Here is a 17,197-nt window from a genome sequence, read left to right on the forward strand (position 1 = left end):
TTCTTCCCACTCTGCTTTGCAATCATTATTCGTACAGCACAGCTTTAATTTCGTAAGGGTTTCAGGTTCACCATACTTACTGGTAGTAACATGAGAAATACGCATTACTACATTGTCCTTTCCACATCTTGTGCAGGTACAAGTGAATTTTCCATTTGTGATATTTTTCATAGTAAGTTTTCCTTTCTTAAATTATTTATTATTTTTTCTACAAATAACGGTAAATCATTTACTTGTATCTAAATCCAAAATTACTCTGTTAATTGAACCTCTGTACATATAACCTCATCAAATCGAACCCACACAAAATATCCTTCTCCTTTGTCGAGTTTCAAAGATGAGTTAGAAAAGTCAATTGTTAATACTTTTAATTCTTCTTCTTCGTATATTACTTTCATTAGTAATCCTCCTTTTCATTTACCTAAATACTACACACGCATCATTGTTACAGTAACTCGTTTTTTCGATTTTCCTTTTCTGTAAACCTGATAAGAGTTAAGAAAATCATTAAATTCATTTACTTTTCGATAACCATTTACTCTTAATTCATGAACTTTCTTCTTGAACCGTTTCCAGTCTTCATCCTTCCATTCAGCAAAGATAAAATCACCTTCTGTAACGTTTATATGAATCTTTGACATCATAAGTCACTCCTTATACGTATATAGAACGTATAAATGCTTTTGTTATAAAACTTGAATTGGCTCAATGACAACTGTTATATAAGCCATGTCCCAATCACCCTTACAAGAAAACCAATAATTAATTACCCCTTCTTTTAGAGCAGGAGGGTGATTCAGAATCTCATCCTTTTTTATTCTGATATGAACTGGATGTGTACCATACATTAATTCATCATCGTGTTTTGCAACATCTAATTTTTCTTGCAATTCTTTCATTCGTTTATTGAACTCTTCTTCAGCGTCATTCCATAATTGAAAGAATTGTGGCTTTGTCTCGCAACCATACATATCCACTTCGGCAACTTTATAAATCTCCATCTATAATTCCTCACTTTTTAGATATATTGTTTTTCTGTATACATCACTTATGAAACAGGTTTTACTGTGACGGTTGCAGGGTCGCAATGGACGACTATATATGAATCATCTAAATGAGCATTTGTAATGACTTCACCTTTTTTAAACTTTTGATTCGGAATATTAAAGTTAAAAAAGGGAGTATCATCCATATGTAAAACAAACATCACCATAATGAATCAACTCCTCATAAATTCTTATTTCTTGTAAATTAAATTGTGGCGATATATTTCCATTCACCATTTTCTAATTTAAACGTGTCCATATCGTCAGCCACTCGATAGAAAACAGAAGGTTTGTTTTCTGAGGAAATAGCAAAATACATAAATTGCTTATCTTCTTTTACATATTCAACAGTTTCATGACTCCATAAGGATAGTGCTTCTTTTAAACATTTCTTGCAGAATAAAATTTCTTTCAATTTCTTTTCCAATTCTTGAATCATACGATTTTCAGTCCTTTCTAAAATGCTTTAATAAAATCCAATGTTAAAAAGAAAAGTTGCGAAATATGAATTAGGCAACTTTTACTTTTCTATCCGTGATTTTCCAATTCCCTCGATTATCGTGAGAAACAAGACCGTTATGTTGAAGGACTAACATGTCTCGTTGAATTGTGCGTTGGCAAACTCCAAATTCATCTTGCAATTTTTTTGTAGTTACACTACCTTCCTTGCGAATGAATAGATAAATAGATTTGCAACGATTTAACATATGTTTCGTTTGTTTTTTCATTAAAAACATCTCCTTAAAATAGATTCAGTTTGAATACCTTATATATATATACCTTTATATAATATTTATTTTGACTATAAATAATAACTTATATTTATTTTGACTATTGTCAAAGAAAAGTATACATCATTCGTTTTTAATTGAAAAGTGTTTTTGCAAATATTTTTTATGGATTTTATCTATAATATAGGGATTATAAAAAACAGGTATTTTAAAAAATGAGTTTAAAGGGGATAGGATAGTGCGTAATAGGAGTTTAACAATTATTTTTTTATTAATGAGTTATGTAATTATTAGCGATAGAATCTCAAATGTTGCAAGGATGATAGATAGTGAATTTCTACAATTTGTGATTTGTAGTATTGGATATGTTTCTTGGGTAGGTATTGGTATTTTTTTATATAGTCGTGTGAAAACAATGATGAGTAAGGAGTGTTAAGGATGATGAATAAAGAGGCTGAGAATAAATTAGTATATCGAGTATATGAAGGTATTGTTATTGGCGAGAAAATCCCATTTTTATTTTGTGTTTCAAATGTACGTGAGCATTCATTAAAACAAGAAATTGATTCTGGTGAGAGAAAAATGTCTTGTAGTTGGAATGTGATTTTCGAAACAGGAAATCGAAATGAAGCAAGAACAATGGCAAATGATACGGAATTTTAAAGTCGAAGTAATGACTAAATTCTATATAAATTACATAGAATATATGGATATTTTATAAAACAGGTGTTTGACAAAATTAATTTAAAAGGAGAGTTCTTTATTATGTTACGTATGTTCAAAAAGGTAAGTAAAGTAAAACAAATGTTAGGTGCGTTGCTTGTATTAGGTTTATTATCTTGGGTAGGTATTGAAGGTGCTTTAGTAGGTGGATTAGTTATTTACGGTATGTATAAATTAACTAAAAAACTGGGTATTAAAAGTAGATTAAGAAGTTTAGTTACAAAAAAGAATTTATTTAGACTTGCATTAGGTGGATTTGCTTTATATGTAATTGATACATTTGGGTTTGAAAATGTTATGTCAGTTACAATTGGTGCGGTTGGTTATTACACATATAAAAAATATGATGTAAAAGTGAAAATTTCAAAACTTAAACAATTAGTTTTAAACTAAAGGGATTACAAATCGGAGGACTAAAAATGGTAAAAATAATTATTTTTGGATGTATTATGATAATAGCAGGGTTTTTGATGAGTTTTTCTAAAGAGGAAATGAAGAAACATCCTATACAAATGGCTCGTTCAATCGGATGTATTCTATTAGTATATGTTGGGATTGTACTTGTAGCTTTTCTATTCAAAGCTATTTAAGTTCGGAATAATAAAAAATATTATATTAGGAGAGATATAAAATGAAAACAACAGGTTTAGATATGAAAAACGTAGCTTATACAGTAGCTTTAGGTGTGTTTGGTTTATGTATGGTAAATATGTTCGGGTTGGTAAATGTTATGTTAGCTACAGTTGGTGCAGTTTGCTCTTATTTATTTGATAAAACTAATTTAAAGGAAAAAGCATCTTTAATCAGCAGAGGTTTTGTTTTTACAAAAACAAATGATTCATATGTTGCATTTAAAAACTTTAAAGATGGAAGACTGTCTGTATTTGATTTAGATTCAACATTAAACGTATCTATTCATTTAACACAAAATCAAATTACTGCAATTCAAAATCATACGGCCGATGATTTTAATGAAGTTGAAGTAGTAGACATTGAATTAGATGAAGATATGAAAGATTTAAACGGAATGGGTTATAAGTTATTAAAAGGCGATGCACAATCATTTGATGTAATGTTTAAAGTATTTGAAAATGGTGTTTATGTTTTCTGTTTTGATGGGGACAAAAAATATTTAAACGGCATTTTCATGGAGAACGTTATTTATAATGAAGCAATGCACAATAATACAACTACTACTGCTCTTGTAGTTGCTTAAATTTGAAGAGGTGATTTATTGCCTCTTTTTTTTTATACATGGTTGAGATATAACTATAGTTAACAAATGAAAATAGTTAGGTGGAAAAACAAATGTTAACAAGTGAAATGATACTAAACAAGTTAGAAGAAAATATTTCAACATTAAAAGAATTTGAGGTAGAGTCAATTGGAATATTTGGTTCTCATGCGAGAAATGAAGCACGAGAAGATAGTGATATAGATATGGTTGTACGATTTAAAGAAGGTAAAAAAACATTTCAACGTTTTATGGGATTAAAACAATTTATAGAGGAACTATTTTTAAAAGAGGTAGATTTGGTATCGGAAGAGAACGTGAAGCCAGAAATTCTGCCTTATATGAGAAAGGATGTTAAATATGTTAAAGGACTTCAAAATCATATTTAGAACCATTATGGAAGAGATTACAGATACACAAGAGTTCACAAAGGACATGACATTTGAAGAGTTTAAGGAAGATAGAAAAACACAAAAGGCTGTTATTAGGGGATTAGAAATCATTGGAGAAGCAATGAATCAGATTCCAAAAGACTTTCAAAAGAAGTATTACAAAGTAGATTGGAGTAAATGGATTAAATTTAGAAATATGTTAATTCATGTGTACCATGCAGTAGATTTAGAACTGGTTTGGAATGCTATACAGGAAGAATTGCCTACATTGTATAGTCGTATGCTTTGGTTGGTAGAAAACCCCTTTATCCCAAAACCAAGCGATTATAAAAAATAATAGATTTTACAACGTAAGGAGAGTCGTACTTCCTTGCGTTTTTTTATTTGCTTTTTTTATGAAATATACCTAAAACAACTATAATACATGGAATATATAAACAGGTGAACATACGTTTTAATTAAAAAGGGGATAGGTGGCATGTGTAATCAATTAATTGAGAGAAAGGTACAGCAACTAAAAAAAGAAGTATGTAAAAAGTCTTTTTCTATGATGGATATTGTTTGTAAGGGTTATGATTGGTGTGTCTTTTATGAGCATATACAAGTATTAATCAAACGTTTGTTTAAAACATTTCAGCGACTTCATAGGGAAACGATGGACTTTGAAATTATAACAGATTCTGATAGAAACGCAGATAAATTAGGACTTTTCTATTACAGCAAGTATGGTCATGTTGAAGTTTGGTATCAGATTAACAGTAATGAATTAACATTTAATGAAATTAAAACAGATTTTTATAAACAGGTGTATGCATTAGTTTAGTCGAGTTATGAAGATAACTTTCAAAAGGAGAGAATGATGATGACAATTCTAATTGAGAATCAGGTAAAAAGTATGCAAGTTACTCTACAAGGGGAATCTATCCATATAAATGAGTTGGTTCACAAGACAAAACGATGGGATTCATTTAAAGAAACTTTATTTATAAAATCTCGTAATGTCCATATGGATTTACAACGAGTGAAACACGAATTTGGAAGAGTGGACATTCAACATGATATAGCTGAAGAATTAAACACGATTATATTTTCGTCCTTTTCAAAGTATGGAAATGTATTTCTAATATTTTTGGTAAGAGAAAACATGTTGATGTTTCAATCAGTAAGAATAGAAGAGTGCAGTGCAGAAGAAACAGATTTCTTATATGCATTAGTATAGGTCATATCAACGTGGTATGGCTTTTTATTATGAATAGACATAGGCTGATAGTATGACAGAACCAAATGATAAAATCTATTAACCCTTACTATAATGAGGTATACAGAAGGGGGAGTGATTCTATCATGAATACATTACATAAAGAAAACTCTTTATTTTTCAAAGAAGAAAACAAGCGAATGAAAGAATTAATTTGGAAATTATTATTGGGAATGAGTTCTTCAAAAGATATTCATATGTGGGAAGCAGAAGTAAAGACATTAGATAAGGCTATTTCGGATGAATATACATATTCCTTATGTAGAGAAGCTGAGACATTCTTCCTTGAGTATTTGCTGATTCATTATCCTGAACATCAGGTACTACAAGAGCATTTTCGTTCTACAGATGTTGTGATTCAAGAAAGAGAACTGGTTGTACATACAATGTTTGTTCGAGTCTTAGTTGAAATCAAAGAACTGAACGTATTAGAAGAGGATTTCACCTATTTATTGGATGATATAGGTCAAATATATAGGAGGAATAAAATGGAAGTATTATCTTTCGCAAAGGAATTGAGAAGCAATTTAAATTCTATTACACCAAAAGAACAAGAACTGCACTTAAGAATCAATGCATTAAGTAGGTTCGCAAATATTATATGATGAAATTTCGAAACAGTACATTTTGATGTGCTGTTTTTATTTTTCATGAATTGTTGTATTGAAAGAGATAGAACATTTATTTTGTTTACTATAGTAAAAATATATTCGTATAATGAAGTAATTCATTTTACAAGGAGGGATGCGTATATGGAGAAAAAATGTTCATTTTGTGGTTTTGAAAAAAAGGATTTCTTACCTGCTATACTTGAAGGTGTTGGACTTTGTAAGAATTGTTCACGAATTGCTTACGAACATTTTCATGGGAAAACAGGTGAAACTAATAAGGGGAATGTAAATAAAAAAGAAGCATCTCTGATGTATTCACGTCCTTTACGACCACATGAAATAAAAAATAAATTGGATAGAGATGTAATTGGACAAGACGATGCAAAGAAGGTTTTGACAGTCGAAATTTATAATCATTACAAACGAATTTATAGCAAAGTAAAAACAAACATTCCTAAAAACAACATATTACTAATTGGTGAGAGTGGTTGTGGAAAAACGCATTTAGTAGAGACGATTTCAAAAATCATTAATATTCCCATGACAATCGTAGATGCTACTACAATTACAGAAACAGGATATAGCGGAAAAGATGTAGATAGTATTTTATCTTCTTTAATACAAGAAGCAAATGGAGATATTTCCTCTGCTGAAAAAGGAATTGTTTTTATTGATGAAGTTGATAAATTAGCAAAACGTACATCACATACAAGTACAAAAGACCCGCAAGGTGAGGGTGTTCAACAAGCTTTATTAAAAATGATTGAGGGTACAAATTTTACAATCGAACAAAATAGACAATCTATTAAACGAACAACTGTGACCATTAACACTTCAAATATTCTATTTATATTTGGAGGAGCTTTTGATGGATTGCAAGAGATTGTTGATAAACGAATGAATAAGCATAAAAAAACGATTGGATTTACGAATGCAGATACAGTAGAGGCAAGTAAGGATAATTCTAAAATGAGTCCTATAAGTATTGAGGACTTAATACAGTTTGGACTGATTCCTGAATTCATTGGTCGTATTCCTCTAATACTTACACTAAACCCATTAACGAAAGAAGACTTAATGGATATCTTAATGAAGCCTAATGGGGCTATTATTCCTGAATATATAAAGCTATTCAAAGAAGAACAAAAAGATTTGCGTTTTACAGATGAAGCAATTGAATATATTGCTACAGAAGCTTTACATAAAGGGTTAGGAGCACGAGGAATGAAGGGGATTGTGGCGAAAAAGATGAGTGACTTATTGTATGACATGCTTATAAATGAGGATATGATGGAGTTTGTAGCTACTAAAACCTTTATTAGGGGGTAGAACAGGGGGTACGACATATTTTCTTCATTTTTAGTTATTAAATCGAGAGATAAATACTACTATATAACATAATCAACAGTAAAGCTGTTGACTATAAAAAATAAAAAAAGTCAAAAACATTTTGACTGAAAACAGAATAGTAGGAGGTGCATCGCCATGACAGAAGCTATCGAAAGAAAACACCTTTCCGTGAAAAACGGAATTATGGCTTTCTTCTTAACTCTTGTGATGATGATGGGCTTTGGACTACCTGTGATGCAAGCACATGCAGAGGGACAAATCGGCGATGTTGAAGTTAAAGTTGGTAGTGACGGTAAATTAGAACTTAGTGGTGGAGGTATGAGCAATACTTCTAATAGTGGTTCTGCTTGGACTAATTTCATCAACAAATACCGTAACTTCATCGTTGGTATCTCTGGTATCGGTGCGGTTTCAATGATTATGTTCTTCATTTTCCAATTCATGAAACTTGGTGCATCTGCGGGTAACCCACAAGCTCGTTCTCAAGCGTTAACAGGCTTAATTTGGAGTGGTATTGCGGCCGCTGGATTAACTAAATGGTCCCCTGCGTCAGAGATGACGAAAGGAAACAGTTGGTGAACCTGTAAATGCAGGGTGTGTAATAATAAATGTTTATTATTATGCTAACGGTAGAAGTTAACTAAGACTGCTTGTATGACAATTACAAGCCTTTCTCTCAAAAAGAGAAATGACCATAGGCGAATGAGCTTCGTAAGAGAGACTAAGGTCTACAGAGATGTAGATAGCTGTTAATACCGTGCTAAGTGATTGTAAATGTATTATTTATATATATTTATAATTAAAAGTGTAACGACTATCGAAAACCTATATACAGTATAGAGTTAGTAGAGTAGGAGGTTGTGGTGAAACTCCCCCTTCGAAGTGCCAACACTCCAAACAGATGAAGCTGTGGAGTATGATATAGTCTTTTCCTTAAGATGTGTCGAAAGACAAAAAAGGAAAGTAGGTGCCGTAACTATCATCGTAGGATTATCCGAAAGGAAAAGTCCCCTATGCCAGAAATGGCGTAAGGAAACAGTTGGTGAACCTGTAAGTGCAGGGTGTGTGATGATGCAATCATGCTAACGGTAGAAGTTAACTAAGACTGCTTGTATGACAATTACAAGCCTTTCTCTCAAAAGGAGAAATGACCATAGGCGAATACGCTTCGTAAGAGACTCTAAGGTCTACAGAGATGTAGATAGCTTGATAATACCGTGCTAATCTACTATATAACATAGTAGCAAGTGTAACGACTATCGAAAACCTGTTAAAAAAACAGAGTGAGTAGAGTAGGAGATAGAAGGTGAAAATCCTTCCTCCGAAGTGCCAACACTCCAAACAGATGAAGCTGTGGAGTATGATATAGTCTAACCCCTTATGAAATATGTCGAAAGACAGGGTACAGTGTTTTCTACAGTGCATTCAAATAAGCAAAGAACAAGCCAAAAAAACGTACTTGGATAATTTCCAGGTGCGTTTTTTCTTTTGGGTAAAAAACATAGAATACATAGCATATATAAAATAGTTGTATCTATTGATACATGATAAGAAAGGGGGATGAAAATGCCAAGAGGTTATCAAAAAACGCATGAATATTTCCTGAAAGAAGTGAAAGAAAAAAGAGGGAACGAATACACTGTATTAGGTGTTTATAAGACGTCAAGTGAATTAATTCGTATGAGACATGATGCTTGTGACTATGAATGGGATGTACAGCCACGGGTATTTTTTAAAAGTAAACGATGTCCAAATTGTTATGGAAAAATAAAAAAGACAACAAAATCATTTAAAGAAGAGATAAAAAAATTAGTAGGTGATGAGTATGAGGTTTTAGGAGAGTATAAGAATAGTAAAACCCCTCTAACGGTAAAGCATAATATGTGTGGAAGGGAATATGATATTCGACCAAATGATTTCATTTCATTAGGAGCGAGATGTTCTTTTTGTGCAGGTAATATTAGGAAAAGTCATGAAGACTATGTAAGAGAAATAGATAGTATTTATGGCTCTGAATACAGTGTGATAGGACAGTATAAAAGTAATTCAAATAAGATTAAAATCAGACACAATAAGTGTGAGTACGAATGGAGTCCAAGAGCAGATGGATTTCTTCAAAGAAAAGCAACATGCCCTGAATGTACAAAACAAAGAAGAAGGTTAAATAAATTAAAAACACATCAAGAATTCAAAAGAGAAATAGCTGATATCTATGATGATGAATACACCTTATTAAGTGAGTATCAGGGCAGTAGAGTGAAAATAACAGTTAGGCATAAGAAGTGTAATCATATATTTGATTTGAATCCTGATAGTTTATTGGTAGGTTCGGTTTGTATAAAATGCAACTCCAGTAAAGGTGAACAGCTTATAATGAACTATCTTGAAAGTAAGAACATTGAATATGAAAAGGAATACACTTTTGATGATTGTATTTATAAAGGGAAACTTAGATTTGATTTTGCAGTTTTTAAAGAAAATAAAATTGTAACCCTCATTGAATTTGATGGAATACAACATATAAAGCCTGTTGAACATTTTGGGGGAGAGGAATCGTTTAGAAAAAGACAAATAAAAGATAGAATAAAGGATGAATATTGTATATCAAATGAGCTTTTACTAATCAGGATAAGTTATAAAGAGTTCAATAAAAATCCTAAAAACATCGAACGTATCCTGAATGAAAAACTATTACCTCTCATGCAATAAAGTACCTAAAATAGGTACTTTATTTTTTATGCCTTTATTCGACTCATATAATCCTCAAAATCTTCATCAGAAATGATTCCATACTGATGGTAAAAATTCAATTTATCAATGTGATGTTTTAGTTGAACTTTATCCACAGAACCATCTAATACATTATTTTCTATAAATCTTCTAATAAAGCTTAATCTAATAACAACCTCAAGCTCAGTTAACTCCATATATTCTACTTTAGGATTCTTACGATGTTGTTGTGTTAATTGAATTAGACCTAACTCGCCTCTACTAATAATCCTTCTCGTTTTATCCTCAAACAATACAGAGATTTGCCCATCACTATACTCCATAATTACTATTTTTTTATTCATAAAACCCTCTCATTTCTCGTTCGTTTATCTTGTGTTTCGATTATGTATTAAGTAGAACAGCTTCCCCCATATAGTCGAACCATATAGGAATAGTAATCCGTAGACTATCTATTATATATCATATAACATTAACTATAGTCAATGAAAGGGGTGGGTTCTCATGAAGATTTATCCAGTTCCTCCTGATATGAAAGAGAAGGAAAAAGTTATCGGGGGCGTATTAAATTTAAATCAATTTTTCTGGTTATTAGGTGGCTTCGGTCTGGGAGCACTATTCTTCATTTTGAGCTTTGTCACAATTGGAAACGGAATTATATCCTGTTTCTTAGGGCTTATTGGGTTACTGTCAGGAACACCATTTGCCTTTAAGAAAAAATTGGACATGACATTATGGGAGTATATCAGTCGAAAACGTGCTTTAAAGAGAAAAACAAAAAAACTAATAAACCGTAGAAGGGAAGTGTAAGAATGACAGGAGTAATTATAGGAACCGTTTTATTACTTGCTCTATTTGGTGGTATGGGATGGGCTGTTATGTATCAATTGAAGAAAACCGACCCAAAACAAGCGGATACATCTACAAGGGAGGACATTAAAAATGCACAAGATTTCCTGCCGTATAAAGATATTACCGATTCAATGATTGATTTAGGTCAACATCACTATAGAGCGATTATTGAATGCAACTCTATTAACTATGATTTGAAAACAGAAAAAGAAAAAGAAATTATTGATTTATCTTTCCAACGTTTCTTAAATTCATTATCGCATCCAATCACATTCTTTGTTCATACAAGAACAGTTGATAATGCGAAAACATTGAAGTTATTAGAAGATGATATTCTGACTACAATAAAAGACTATCCGAATTTAGAAAGTTATGGGGACGCTTATTATTCAGAAATGGCAAATTTACCAACAATTATTGGTAATAACAAACAAAAGAAAAAATATATCATCGTACCTTATATGGAAGCGAATGAGTTAACGACAGCTACGGATGAGGAAAAATACGATTATTCTGCAAAAGAACTTTATACACGTTGCCAAATGTTAATTGATGGATTAGCAGGTATTGGTGTAAAGGGAAACATTTTAGAAACGAATGAAGTTGCAGAAGTAATATTTGGTGTCTATCACAGACAAAACCATTCACATGCTGAAGGTGTTGTAAGTGGTGAATACTTAAATCTTATGGTGGAAGGTAAGAAGAATCCATTACAAGAGGTATTACCAGAAGGGAAATTGGATTGGATTTTATATGAATCTCAAATTCGCTTAGAAAAAGAATTATTAGAGAGTAATGGAGTAGATGCAGATGTGAAAGGTTCAGCAAATAAAGCGATTCAAGAAATCAATAAAATTCGAGAAGCTGTTGCAGGTTACTACAAAACACCATCTGTAGAAATTCCAAATATTCCTGAGATGGAGGCTGATAAAGATGTCATTCTTTAAGAAGAAAAAATCAAAAAATAAAATAAACGGAGATGCAATTATTGATTTAAATGCCAATCATAAAGAAGAACAAACAGATACATTAGAAAGAGGGACAAGGAGTATGAAGGATTTTGTTGCTCCTCCTTCTTTTGATAGAAGTTTTGATGATTGTTTAAAAGTAGGAAATAAATACGTGCGTAATATGGTTATGCAGGGATTTCCTACAAACGTATCTGTGGGTTGGCTTGATTTGTTATATAGCTATGAAGGTGATTTAGATACAGCGTTATATATCGAACCTGCTGATGATAGAACAGCTCTTGATGAATTAACGCATAAACTTACGCAATTCGAATCGCAATTACAAATCGAAACAGAAAAGGGGAATATTCGTGATATTACACGATTAAGAAATACGATTGTTCAATTATATAACCAACGTGAAAAATTAGAGCAAAACTATGAAAACCTTTTTTACATCCAAATCACATCGAATTTATATGCGGATTCTAAAGAGGAGTTGAATAAGGAATCCCAAAAGTTAGACAACAAATTAAAGGGTAGAAAGGTTTATATGATGCCTACCTATTTAAGACAAGATGATGGCTATAAATCAGCTCTTCCATTTGGGAAAACTTATATATTAGATTCATTCAGAAACTTCAACTCTGGAGCTCTAACAGCATGTTTCCCATTCTATAATTCTGAAATCTCTCATGAAACAGGTATTTTCTGTGGAGTGAATTTATCAACGTCTACCCCTGTATTAATTGATTTTTATGATAGAAATAAATTAAATAACTCGAATATTACGGTATTCGGTCAAGCGGGTTCTGGTAAAACATTCTTCGTGTCCTTATTAACAATGAGAAGTGCATTACGTGGTGTACGTACAGTAATTATTGACCCTGAGGGAGAGTACAAACCACTTACAAGAGCATTAGGAGGAGCACATATTTATGTAGCACCTGACTCTAAACACTTCCTTAATCCGTTTGATGTAGAGACAGAATATAATGTGGACACTGGTAAAGAGGAGATTGATTTAAAATCGAAAGTTGCCGACTTGTTAAACCTTGTAGCGGTTATGGCAGGGGGATTAACACCTGAACAACGTTCTATTGTAGGTCACAATCTTGCAAAAGTATATAAGGATAAAGGCTTTACATCAGCCCCTGATTCGTTATATGACAATGAACCATACTTTGATGAGTTAACTGGTGAGTTCTCAGAAACAGGTCGTAAACGTCAAATGCCAAGATTTACAGACTTCCATGATGAATTTGAGTCTTATGCAAGAAAAGAACAGAATAAAGAATTAGAAAGTTTAGCAAATGCACTAAAAATCTTTAAAGAGGGTGGCGTGTATGACATGTTCGACTGTTATACATCTGAAGAATTAGCAAACTTTAAAGATGCACCAATTGTTACTTTCGATATTAGTAGATTAGAAGAAAGCGTACTTCGACCAATTGGCATGTTCGTTTCAATGAGTTGGACTTGGGAGAAATTTGCCAAGAAAAATCCACATATCAAAAAACGTATTGTCTGTGATGAAGCATGGATGTTAGTAAATAAAAATATGGCAGGATTTGAATATACATCTCAATTCTTAGAAAACTGTTCAAGACGTATCCGTAAACGTAACGGTGGATTGTTAGTAGCATCTCAAAACTTTATCGAATTTGCGAATAATGAGCAAGGTAAAGCGGTATTAACGAATGCTGTAGTCAATATCTTCCTACGTCAAGATAGTACGGATATTGATTTATTACAAGACACATTCAAATTATCTGATGGAGAAAGAAACTTCTTACTACAAGCACAACGAGGCGAGTTACTGATTCGTATGAATGGAGAAAGCTCTGTTGCTTATGTAATGCCATTTGAATTTGAAGTGGATTTAATTAAAAAAGCACATCAAGCGAAACCTTTGGATGAAGTAGAAGAGAATCATAACCACATTCAAATAAAGAAAAAAATCGCTTAATGTAAGGAGGGATACTTATGAGTGACCGAAAAAAAGGAGGGTTTTTTAAAACCCTCTCTAAATTTGCTTTAACTGCTGTAACGGCAACCACCTTGTTAATGTCACCTATTAAAGCATACGCTCACGATGCGTATTTTATGGGGATTGCTATTGATTTTGGTTCATATCGTTACAATGCGGTTGTGACACAAGAGGATAATGATTGGAAGTTATCAAATCACAAAGAATCAGAAATTGGTATTTTTGCAGAACACGCAAAAACAAGTAATTTCACATTACCACCTGTTTCTGGTGAAGCGGATAAACTAAAGAAAGAATATGAAGAATTTGTTCCTAAATCACATCTAACTGGTAAAGATTGGGCACTTCTTTATACATTCCCAGGGTATCACCAAGGAAAAACACAAAGTAACCATGATGCAACGGGATTAGATAGGGAACGTGCATATTGGGTTGCTGATAACTTGGTTAATAGTTTTAATGATGCGATTGCATATATTTTATCTGCGTCAGACTATAAAAGTTCTGACAAGGAAAAAACAAGTACAAGAACAGAATTTATGGAACTGGCAGTAGATGTAGCGAATGCATCTGATAGTGCAATGGATGGTAGTTCTACAGAAGTTAGCTTTAATGGGAAATCATTTACGTTTTCTTCGGGTAATGACATTGAACATCCTTTAAAGGGGATTGATAAAGGTCACTACATAAAAATTAAAGTTTCTGGTGGAGAACCATCTTATTTCGTTGCTATGGTTCCAAAAGGATACTATCCTGGACAGGAATTAGCAAACACAATTCCTGAAGATTACAGGGATAAAGTAGAAGATAAAGAAGTTAAAAACTTAGACTGGAAAAGAATCGTATTACAAGGGAATACAAACTATCTAAAAGATGGAATTTCATTTTCTCAAATTGATGAGTTAGTAAAACCAGGTAAAATCGAACAATATTTCAGTGAGTTTATCAGTAGTGTATTAGGTGTTGTTCGTCAATTACTTGGACTATATAGTTTCCAAGAATTAATGCTAAATGATGGAGCAAGAGCAACAACTACTTACCAAGGTCTTATGCCTTTAAACTGGTTTGATTCAGCTCAATCACTATTCTGGGTGTGTCAATGTCTTGCTTGGGCACTTATCATTGGAGCAATTGTTAAGTTATTAGTTTCTCGAAACTTATCCGCAGTAAATCCAATGATGCGAGTAAATTTAATTGATGGTATTCAAAACCTGTTAATGACAGGATTTATGTTAGCGTTGATTGGACCTTTATTCCACATATTAGCAGTTATTAACTTTAAGTTAGTTGCTATATTTGGGAGTGCGTCGAATTATTCTCAATCATTTGGAACAGCAAATACAATGAGTTCAGGTTTAGTAGGTGCGATTTTAATCAACATTGCATTCTTTATCATCATGATTTACTTTAACTTTGTGTATATCATGAGAGCAATTACAGTTGCGTTATTATATGCAACAGCACCATTATTTGTTGTATCCATTGCATTTGGTGGTAAATACAAACAATTGTTTGGTAACTATATGAAAGAATTAACATCAAACATATATATGCAAACATTCCATGCCTTAATGATAGCGTTCTTTGCGAATGTAACAACATTAGGACAAACAAGATTAATAGAAAGTATCATCTTGCTTATTGCGTTTGTACCAATGACACAATGGTTCCGTCAAAACCTAATGGGACTTTCTGGCGGTGGTATTTCAGGTCAAATTGGTGGTCAAGCATTAAGTATGGGTATGGGTATGGTAGGAGGAGCTACCGCAGGATTTATGGAGCAACGTAACCGTAAGAAAACTATGGAATCTGTAAGTGGTGGTTCACAAATGAACAAAAAAGGAGCTCAAAACTTCAATGGAATTGGAGCAGGTGGTTCTGGCGGTGCAAATATGGGGGCGAGTTCTATGGCAGATGTAGATAGTAAACAAACTCATGCAATGAACAGTCAGATGAGAGAAATGAATGGAAAAGCAGGTAGCAATAGCCCTGCACCAAGCTTAAAGAAAAAATCAATCCTTAAAGAAGGTGCGAAAGGTATGGGTAGAGTTGCAATGGCAACCGCAAAGGTAGGAACAATTGGTGGTGTCATGGCAGGTTCAAGTGCTGTTGGTGATAGAGCAGGTATGGGATTAGCTACTGACCTTGCAAAACAAAAAGGGATGCAAACATTTAATAAAGCAAATGATAGCTTTACTTCCCGTAAGAACAATGGAGATGGAAGTGTTAAATCTGCATTTGGCGCAATGAAAGATATGGCTACAGGTAGTTCACCTGACAGTTTAGACTCTTATAAAAAACAGGCAGAAGGGTACATGAAAGAAGACCTTTCAAATGATGGGAATATTACTCGCTACCATGATGCAAAAGGGTTAGAAGAAGATACTGGTATTAAACAAATGGTTGATGTGGGTGACAACAAAATGTATGTAGAATACGACTTTGATGAAGCGACTCAACAATTTAATAATTCAAATCTGAAAGGAACGCAAGAAGAACAAAATCTTGCAACTGTGATGGAATCATTCAAAAACAATGATAAGCAAGCAATGGATTATTACAAATCAAAAGGTATTCTTCATGCTACAGTAAATAAAGAAAAAGGAACTGTTGGTATGTGGGTAGATAAAGAAGCATTTGGATATAAAAACGTATCAAAATCTGGGAAGAATTATATTATTCAAAAAGATATTAATACGAACTTCTCCAATAATGAAATGCTTCAATTACCAAATTACAGAAGGGTTAAGAAATAGAAACAACGAATTTAGGAAGAGAGATTTGTCGTATGAAAAACGATGAGTCTCTTTTTATGTTCATTTCATTAAATAATTAGCTTATTTTAGAAAAAAATAATTGACGAATAAGTATTAAAGTTATATAATATAATTATATAAATGAATATTAAAAAACAGGAAGGGTTTGTGATAACTCTACAAAAAAAGGAGATGATAGTATGTTACAAGAATTACTTGATGGTTATTTAATATTTTTAGTTGCGTACTCTCTGTACAAAATTGTTGATGCAGGTATATACCAATTGAAAGAGAGACCGAAATTAAAACGAAATAGAGAACAATACTTGCGAGAAATGGGAAGATTAAAAGATTAAGATTTCTCTTTTTCATGCAGTTTAAATAAAGATGGATTTTTTACATAGAAGGGTTCTGTTACCTACTTGGTAATGGAGCCCTTTTTGTGTTTTAAAAGGAATAAGAGAGGGATAGACAATAGCGATTTTTCTTTGCTAATGTCTATCCTTTTTTTATTTGTTTTATTTTTAACTATAGTTAAAACTTAGTAGAACTCGTTATATATAGATAACAATAA

At 32.4% G+C, this 17,197-nt stretch carries 25 protein-coding genes; 18 read left to right on the top strand and 7 right to left on the bottom strand.

The genetic code is table 11. From position 1 onward, the window contains the following. Positions 1-251: 251 nt before the first annotated feature. The 6 genes from CQ064_RS33390 to CQ064_RS07620 form a co-directional block, all read right to left on the bottom strand. On the bottom strand, positions 252-398 hold the full coding sequence (locus tag CQ064_RS33390) for a hypothetical protein (RefSeq protein ID WP_000864872.1): 147 nt from the start codon (positions 396-398) through the stop codon (positions 252-254). Positions 399-428: 30 nt separating this feature from the next. After that, the gene (locus tag CQ064_RS07605) at positions 429-641 is read right to left on the bottom strand and encodes a hypothetical protein (protein WP_000034556.1); all 213 of its coding nucleotides are present in this window, start codon (positions 639-641) and stop codon (positions 429-431) included. Positions 642-686: 45 nt separating this feature from the next. Further along, positions 687-1,001, bottom strand: a complete 315-nt coding sequence (locus tag CQ064_RS07610; protein WP_000409261.1) for a hypothetical protein — start codon at positions 999-1,001, stop codon at positions 687-689. A gap of 47 nt (positions 1,002-1,048) precedes the next feature. Next, positions 1,049-1,213, bottom strand: a complete 165-nt coding sequence (locus tag CQ064_RS33395; RefSeq protein WP_000244996.1) for a hypothetical protein — start codon at positions 1,211-1,213, stop codon at positions 1,049-1,051. Between the two features lie 38 nt (positions 1,214-1,251). After that, a complete protein-coding gene (locus CQ064_RS07615) occupies positions 1,252-1,485 on the bottom strand; it encodes a hypothetical protein (RefSeq protein ID WP_000613910.1) in 234 nt (77 codons plus the stop codon). Between the two features lie 70 nt (positions 1,486-1,555). Then, entirely contained in the window at positions 1,556-1,774 is a 219-nt protein-coding gene (locus CQ064_RS07620) for a DeoR family transcriptional regulator (protein ID WP_000745033.1), read from the bottom strand. A gap of 241 nt (positions 1,775-2,015) precedes the next feature. On the opposite strand from CQ064_RS07620, the gene CQ064_RS07625 reads away from it, so the two are divergent. The 13 genes from CQ064_RS07625 to CQ064_RS07685 all read left to right on the top strand — a co-directional run bounded on the left by CQ064_RS07625 (position 2,016) and on the right by CQ064_RS07685 (position 10,054). Further along, positions 2,016-2,213, top strand: coding sequence for a hypothetical protein (locus CQ064_RS07625; RefSeq protein ID WP_001246024.1), 198 nt, complete (start codon positions 2,016-2,018; stop codon positions 2,211-2,213). Positions 2,214-2,215: 2 nt separating this feature from the next. Next, a complete protein-coding gene (locus CQ064_RS07630) occupies positions 2,216-2,440 on the top strand; it encodes a hypothetical protein (protein ID WP_000981151.1) in 225 nt (74 codons plus the stop codon). Between the two features lie 102 nt (positions 2,441-2,542). Continuing rightward, on the top strand, positions 2,543-2,893 hold the full coding sequence (locus CQ064_RS07635; RefSeq protein WP_000945342.1) for a hypothetical protein: 351 nt from the start codon (positions 2,543-2,545) through the stop codon (positions 2,891-2,893). A 26-nt stretch (positions 2,894-2,919) separates the two neighbouring features. After that, positions 2,920-3,090: a hypothetical protein gene (locus CQ064_RS33400; protein WP_003320258.1), complete on the top strand. Its 171-nt coding sequence runs from the start codon at positions 2,920-2,922 to the stop codon at positions 3,088-3,090. A gap of 41 nt (positions 3,091-3,131) precedes the next feature. Then, positions 3,132-3,716 (top strand): hypothetical protein, encoded by a 585-nt coding sequence (locus tag CQ064_RS07640; RefSeq protein WP_000858742.1) that lies wholly within the window; start codon positions 3,132-3,134, stop codon positions 3,714-3,716. A gap of 92 nt (positions 3,717-3,808) precedes the next feature. After that, positions 3,809-4,123, top strand: coding sequence for a nucleotidyltransferase family protein (locus CQ064_RS07645; protein WP_000958018.1), 315 nt, complete (start codon positions 3,809-3,811; stop codon positions 4,121-4,123). Next, entirely contained in the window at positions 4,095-4,463 is a 369-nt protein-coding gene (locus CQ064_RS07650) for a HepT-like ribonuclease domain-containing protein (RefSeq protein WP_000910134.1), read from the top strand. The genes CQ064_RS07645 and CQ064_RS07650 overlap by 29 nt, the downstream gene beginning before the upstream one ends. A 141-nt stretch (positions 4,464-4,604) precedes the next feature. Further along, the gene (locus CQ064_RS07655; protein ID WP_000336192.1) at positions 4,605-4,949 is read left to right on the top strand and encodes a hypothetical protein; all 345 of its coding nucleotides are present in this window, start codon (positions 4,605-4,607) and stop codon (positions 4,947-4,949) included. A gap of 39 nt (positions 4,950-4,988) precedes the next feature. Beyond that, positions 4,989-5,345 (top strand): hypothetical protein, encoded by a 357-nt coding sequence (locus tag CQ064_RS07660; RefSeq protein WP_000153829.1) that lies wholly within the window; start codon positions 4,989-4,991, stop codon positions 5,343-5,345. 125 nt (positions 5,346-5,470) lie between these two features. Further along, positions 5,471-5,989, top strand: a complete 519-nt coding sequence (locus CQ064_RS07665; protein ID WP_001094088.1) for a hypothetical protein — start codon at positions 5,471-5,473, stop codon at positions 5,987-5,989. 147 nt (positions 5,990-6,136) lie between these two features. Then, complete coding sequence (gene clpX / locus CQ064_RS07670) at positions 6,137-7,324, top strand: ATP-dependent Clp protease ATP-binding subunit ClpX (RefSeq protein WP_000412049.1); 1,188 nt, start codon at positions 6,137-6,139, stop codon at positions 7,322-7,324. 156 nt (positions 7,325-7,480) lie between these two features. Beyond that, positions 7,481-7,924 carry a hypothetical protein gene (locus CQ064_RS07675; RefSeq protein ID WP_000133475.1) on the top strand — a complete coding sequence of 148 codons (444 nt, stop codon included), beginning with the start codon at positions 7,481-7,483 and terminating at the stop codon, positions 7,922-7,924. A 987-nt stretch (positions 7,925-8,911) separates the two neighbouring features. Continuing rightward, on the top strand, positions 8,912-10,054 hold the full coding sequence (locus CQ064_RS07685) for a hypothetical protein (protein WP_001137296.1): 1,143 nt from the start codon (positions 8,912-8,914) through the stop codon (positions 10,052-10,054). Between the two features lie 26 nt (positions 10,055-10,080). Here CQ064_RS07685 and CQ064_RS07690 read toward each other — a convergent pair whose 3' ends face one another. Then, positions 10,081-10,419: a hypothetical protein gene (locus CQ064_RS07690; protein ID WP_001035157.1), complete on the bottom strand. Its 339-nt coding sequence runs from the start codon at positions 10,417-10,419 to the stop codon at positions 10,081-10,083. Positions 10,420-10,579: 160 nt separating this feature from the next. Between CQ064_RS07690 and CQ064_RS07695 the strand changes: the two genes are divergently transcribed. The 5 genes from CQ064_RS07695 (at position 10,580) to CQ064_RS33405 (ending at position 16,979) form a co-directional block, all read left to right on the top strand. Next, positions 10,580-10,885, top strand: a complete 306-nt coding sequence (locus CQ064_RS07695) for a PrgI family mobile element protein (RefSeq protein WP_000708626.1) — start codon at positions 10,580-10,582, stop codon at positions 10,883-10,885. Positions 10,886-10,887: 2 nt separating this feature from the next. Further along, a complete protein-coding gene (locus CQ064_RS07700) occupies positions 10,888-11,874 on the top strand; it encodes a hypothetical protein (RefSeq protein ID WP_000148198.1) in 987 nt (328 codons plus the stop codon). Then, entirely contained in the window at positions 11,861-13,846 is a 1,986-nt protein-coding gene (locus tag CQ064_RS07705) for a VirB4 family type IV secretion system protein (RefSeq protein ID WP_000007639.1), read from the top strand. The genes CQ064_RS07700 and CQ064_RS07705 overlap by 14 nt, the downstream gene beginning before the upstream one ends. A 17-nt stretch (positions 13,847-13,863) precedes the next feature. Next, a complete protein-coding gene (locus CQ064_RS07710) occupies positions 13,864-16,623 on the top strand; it encodes a hypothetical protein (protein ID WP_001283804.1) in 2,760 nt (919 codons plus the stop codon). 200 nt (positions 16,624-16,823) lie between these two features. Next, positions 16,824-16,979 (top strand): hypothetical protein, encoded by a 156-nt coding sequence (locus CQ064_RS33405; protein WP_000938780.1) that lies wholly within the window; start codon positions 16,824-16,826, stop codon positions 16,977-16,979. The last annotated feature ends 218 nt before the right edge of the window (positions 16,980-17,197 follow it).

The sequence above is a fragment of the Bacillus sp. MYb78 genome (assembly GCF_002975115.1).
Classification (GTDB): domain Bacteria; phylum Bacillota; class Bacilli; order Bacillales; family Bacillaceae_G; genus Bacillus_A; species Bacillus_A cereus.

What these genes read in the sequence shown, in the direction of transcription:
- clpX (WP_000412049.1), top strand. Translation starts at nt 6,137, where the DNA reads ATGGAGAAAAAATGTTCATTTTGTGGTTTTGAAAAAAAGGATTTCTTA.
- CQ064_RS07645 (WP_000958018.1), top strand. Translation starts at nt 3,809, where the DNA reads ATGTTAACAAGTGAAATGATACTAAACAAGTTAGAAGAAAATATTTCA.
- CQ064_RS07655 (WP_000336192.1), top strand. Translation starts at nt 4,605, where the DNA reads ATGTGTAATCAATTAATTGAGAGAAAGGTACAGCAACTAAAAAAAGAA.
- CQ064_RS07690 (WP_001035157.1), bottom strand. Translation starts at nt 10,419, where the DNA reads ATGAATAAAAAAATAGTAATTATGGAGTATAGTGATGGGCAAATCTCT.
- CQ064_RS07630 (WP_000981151.1), top strand. Translation starts at nt 2,216, where the DNA reads ATGATGAATAAAGAGGCTGAGAATAAATTAGTATATCGAGTATATGAA.
- CQ064_RS07660 (WP_000153829.1), top strand. Translation starts at nt 4,989, where the DNA reads ATGACAATTCTAATTGAGAATCAGGTAAAAAGTATGCAAGTTACTCTA.
- CQ064_RS07700 (WP_000148198.1), top strand. Translation starts at nt 10,888, where the DNA reads ATGACAGGAGTAATTATAGGAACCGTTTTATTACTTGCTCTATTTGGT.
- CQ064_RS33390 (WP_000864872.1), bottom strand. Translation starts at nt 398, where the DNA reads ATGAAAGTAATATACGAAGAAGAAGAATTAAAAGTATTAACAATTGAC.
- CQ064_RS07685 (WP_001137296.1), top strand. Translation starts at nt 8,912, where the DNA reads ATGCCAAGAGGTTATCAAAAAACGCATGAATATTTCCTGAAAGAAGTG.
- CQ064_RS07695 (WP_000708626.1), top strand. Translation starts at nt 10,580, where the DNA reads ATGAAGATTTATCCAGTTCCTCCTGATATGAAAGAGAAGGAAAAAGTT.
- CQ064_RS07605 (WP_000034556.1), bottom strand. Translation starts at nt 641, where the DNA reads ATGTCAAAGATTCATATAAACGTTACAGAAGGTGATTTTATCTTTGCT.
- CQ064_RS07620 (WP_000745033.1), bottom strand. Translation starts at nt 1,774, where the DNA reads ATGAAAAAACAAACGAAACATATGTTAAATCGTTGCAAATCTATTTAT.
- CQ064_RS07705 (WP_000007639.1), top strand. Translation starts at nt 11,861, where the DNA reads ATGTCATTCTTTAAGAAGAAAAAATCAAAAAATAAAATAAACGGAGAT.
- CQ064_RS33400 (WP_003320258.1), top strand. Translation starts at nt 2,920, where the DNA reads ATGGTAAAAATAATTATTTTTGGATGTATTATGATAATAGCAGGGTTT.
- CQ064_RS07635 (WP_000945342.1), top strand. Translation starts at nt 2,543, where the DNA reads ATGTTACGTATGTTCAAAAAGGTAAGTAAAGTAAAACAAATGTTAGGT.
- CQ064_RS07710 (WP_001283804.1), top strand. Translation starts at nt 13,864, where the DNA reads ATGAGTGACCGAAAAAAAGGAGGGTTTTTTAAAACCCTCTCTAAATTT.
- CQ064_RS07615 (WP_000613910.1), bottom strand. Translation starts at nt 1,485, where the DNA reads ATGATTCAAGAATTGGAAAAGAAATTGAAAGAAATTTTATTCTGCAAG.
- CQ064_RS07650 (WP_000910134.1), top strand. Translation starts at nt 4,095, where the DNA reads ATGTTAAAGGACTTCAAAATCATATTTAGAACCATTATGGAAGAGATT.
- CQ064_RS33405 (WP_000938780.1), top strand. Translation starts at nt 16,824, where the DNA reads ATGTTACAAGAATTACTTGATGGTTATTTAATATTTTTAGTTGCGTAC.
- CQ064_RS07610 (WP_000409261.1), bottom strand. Translation starts at nt 1,001, where the DNA reads ATGGAGATTTATAAAGTTGCCGAAGTGGATATGTATGGTTGCGAGACA.
- CQ064_RS07675 (WP_000133475.1), top strand. Translation starts at nt 7,481, where the DNA reads ATGACAGAAGCTATCGAAAGAAAACACCTTTCCGTGAAAAACGGAATT.
- CQ064_RS07640 (WP_000858742.1), top strand. Translation starts at nt 3,132, where the DNA reads ATGAAAACAACAGGTTTAGATATGAAAAACGTAGCTTATACAGTAGCT.
- CQ064_RS07665 (WP_001094088.1), top strand. Translation starts at nt 5,471, where the DNA reads ATGAATACATTACATAAAGAAAACTCTTTATTTTTCAAAGAAGAAAAC.
- CQ064_RS33395 (WP_000244996.1), bottom strand. Translation starts at nt 1,213, where the DNA reads ATGGTGATGTTTGTTTTACATATGGATGATACTCCCTTTTTTAACTTT.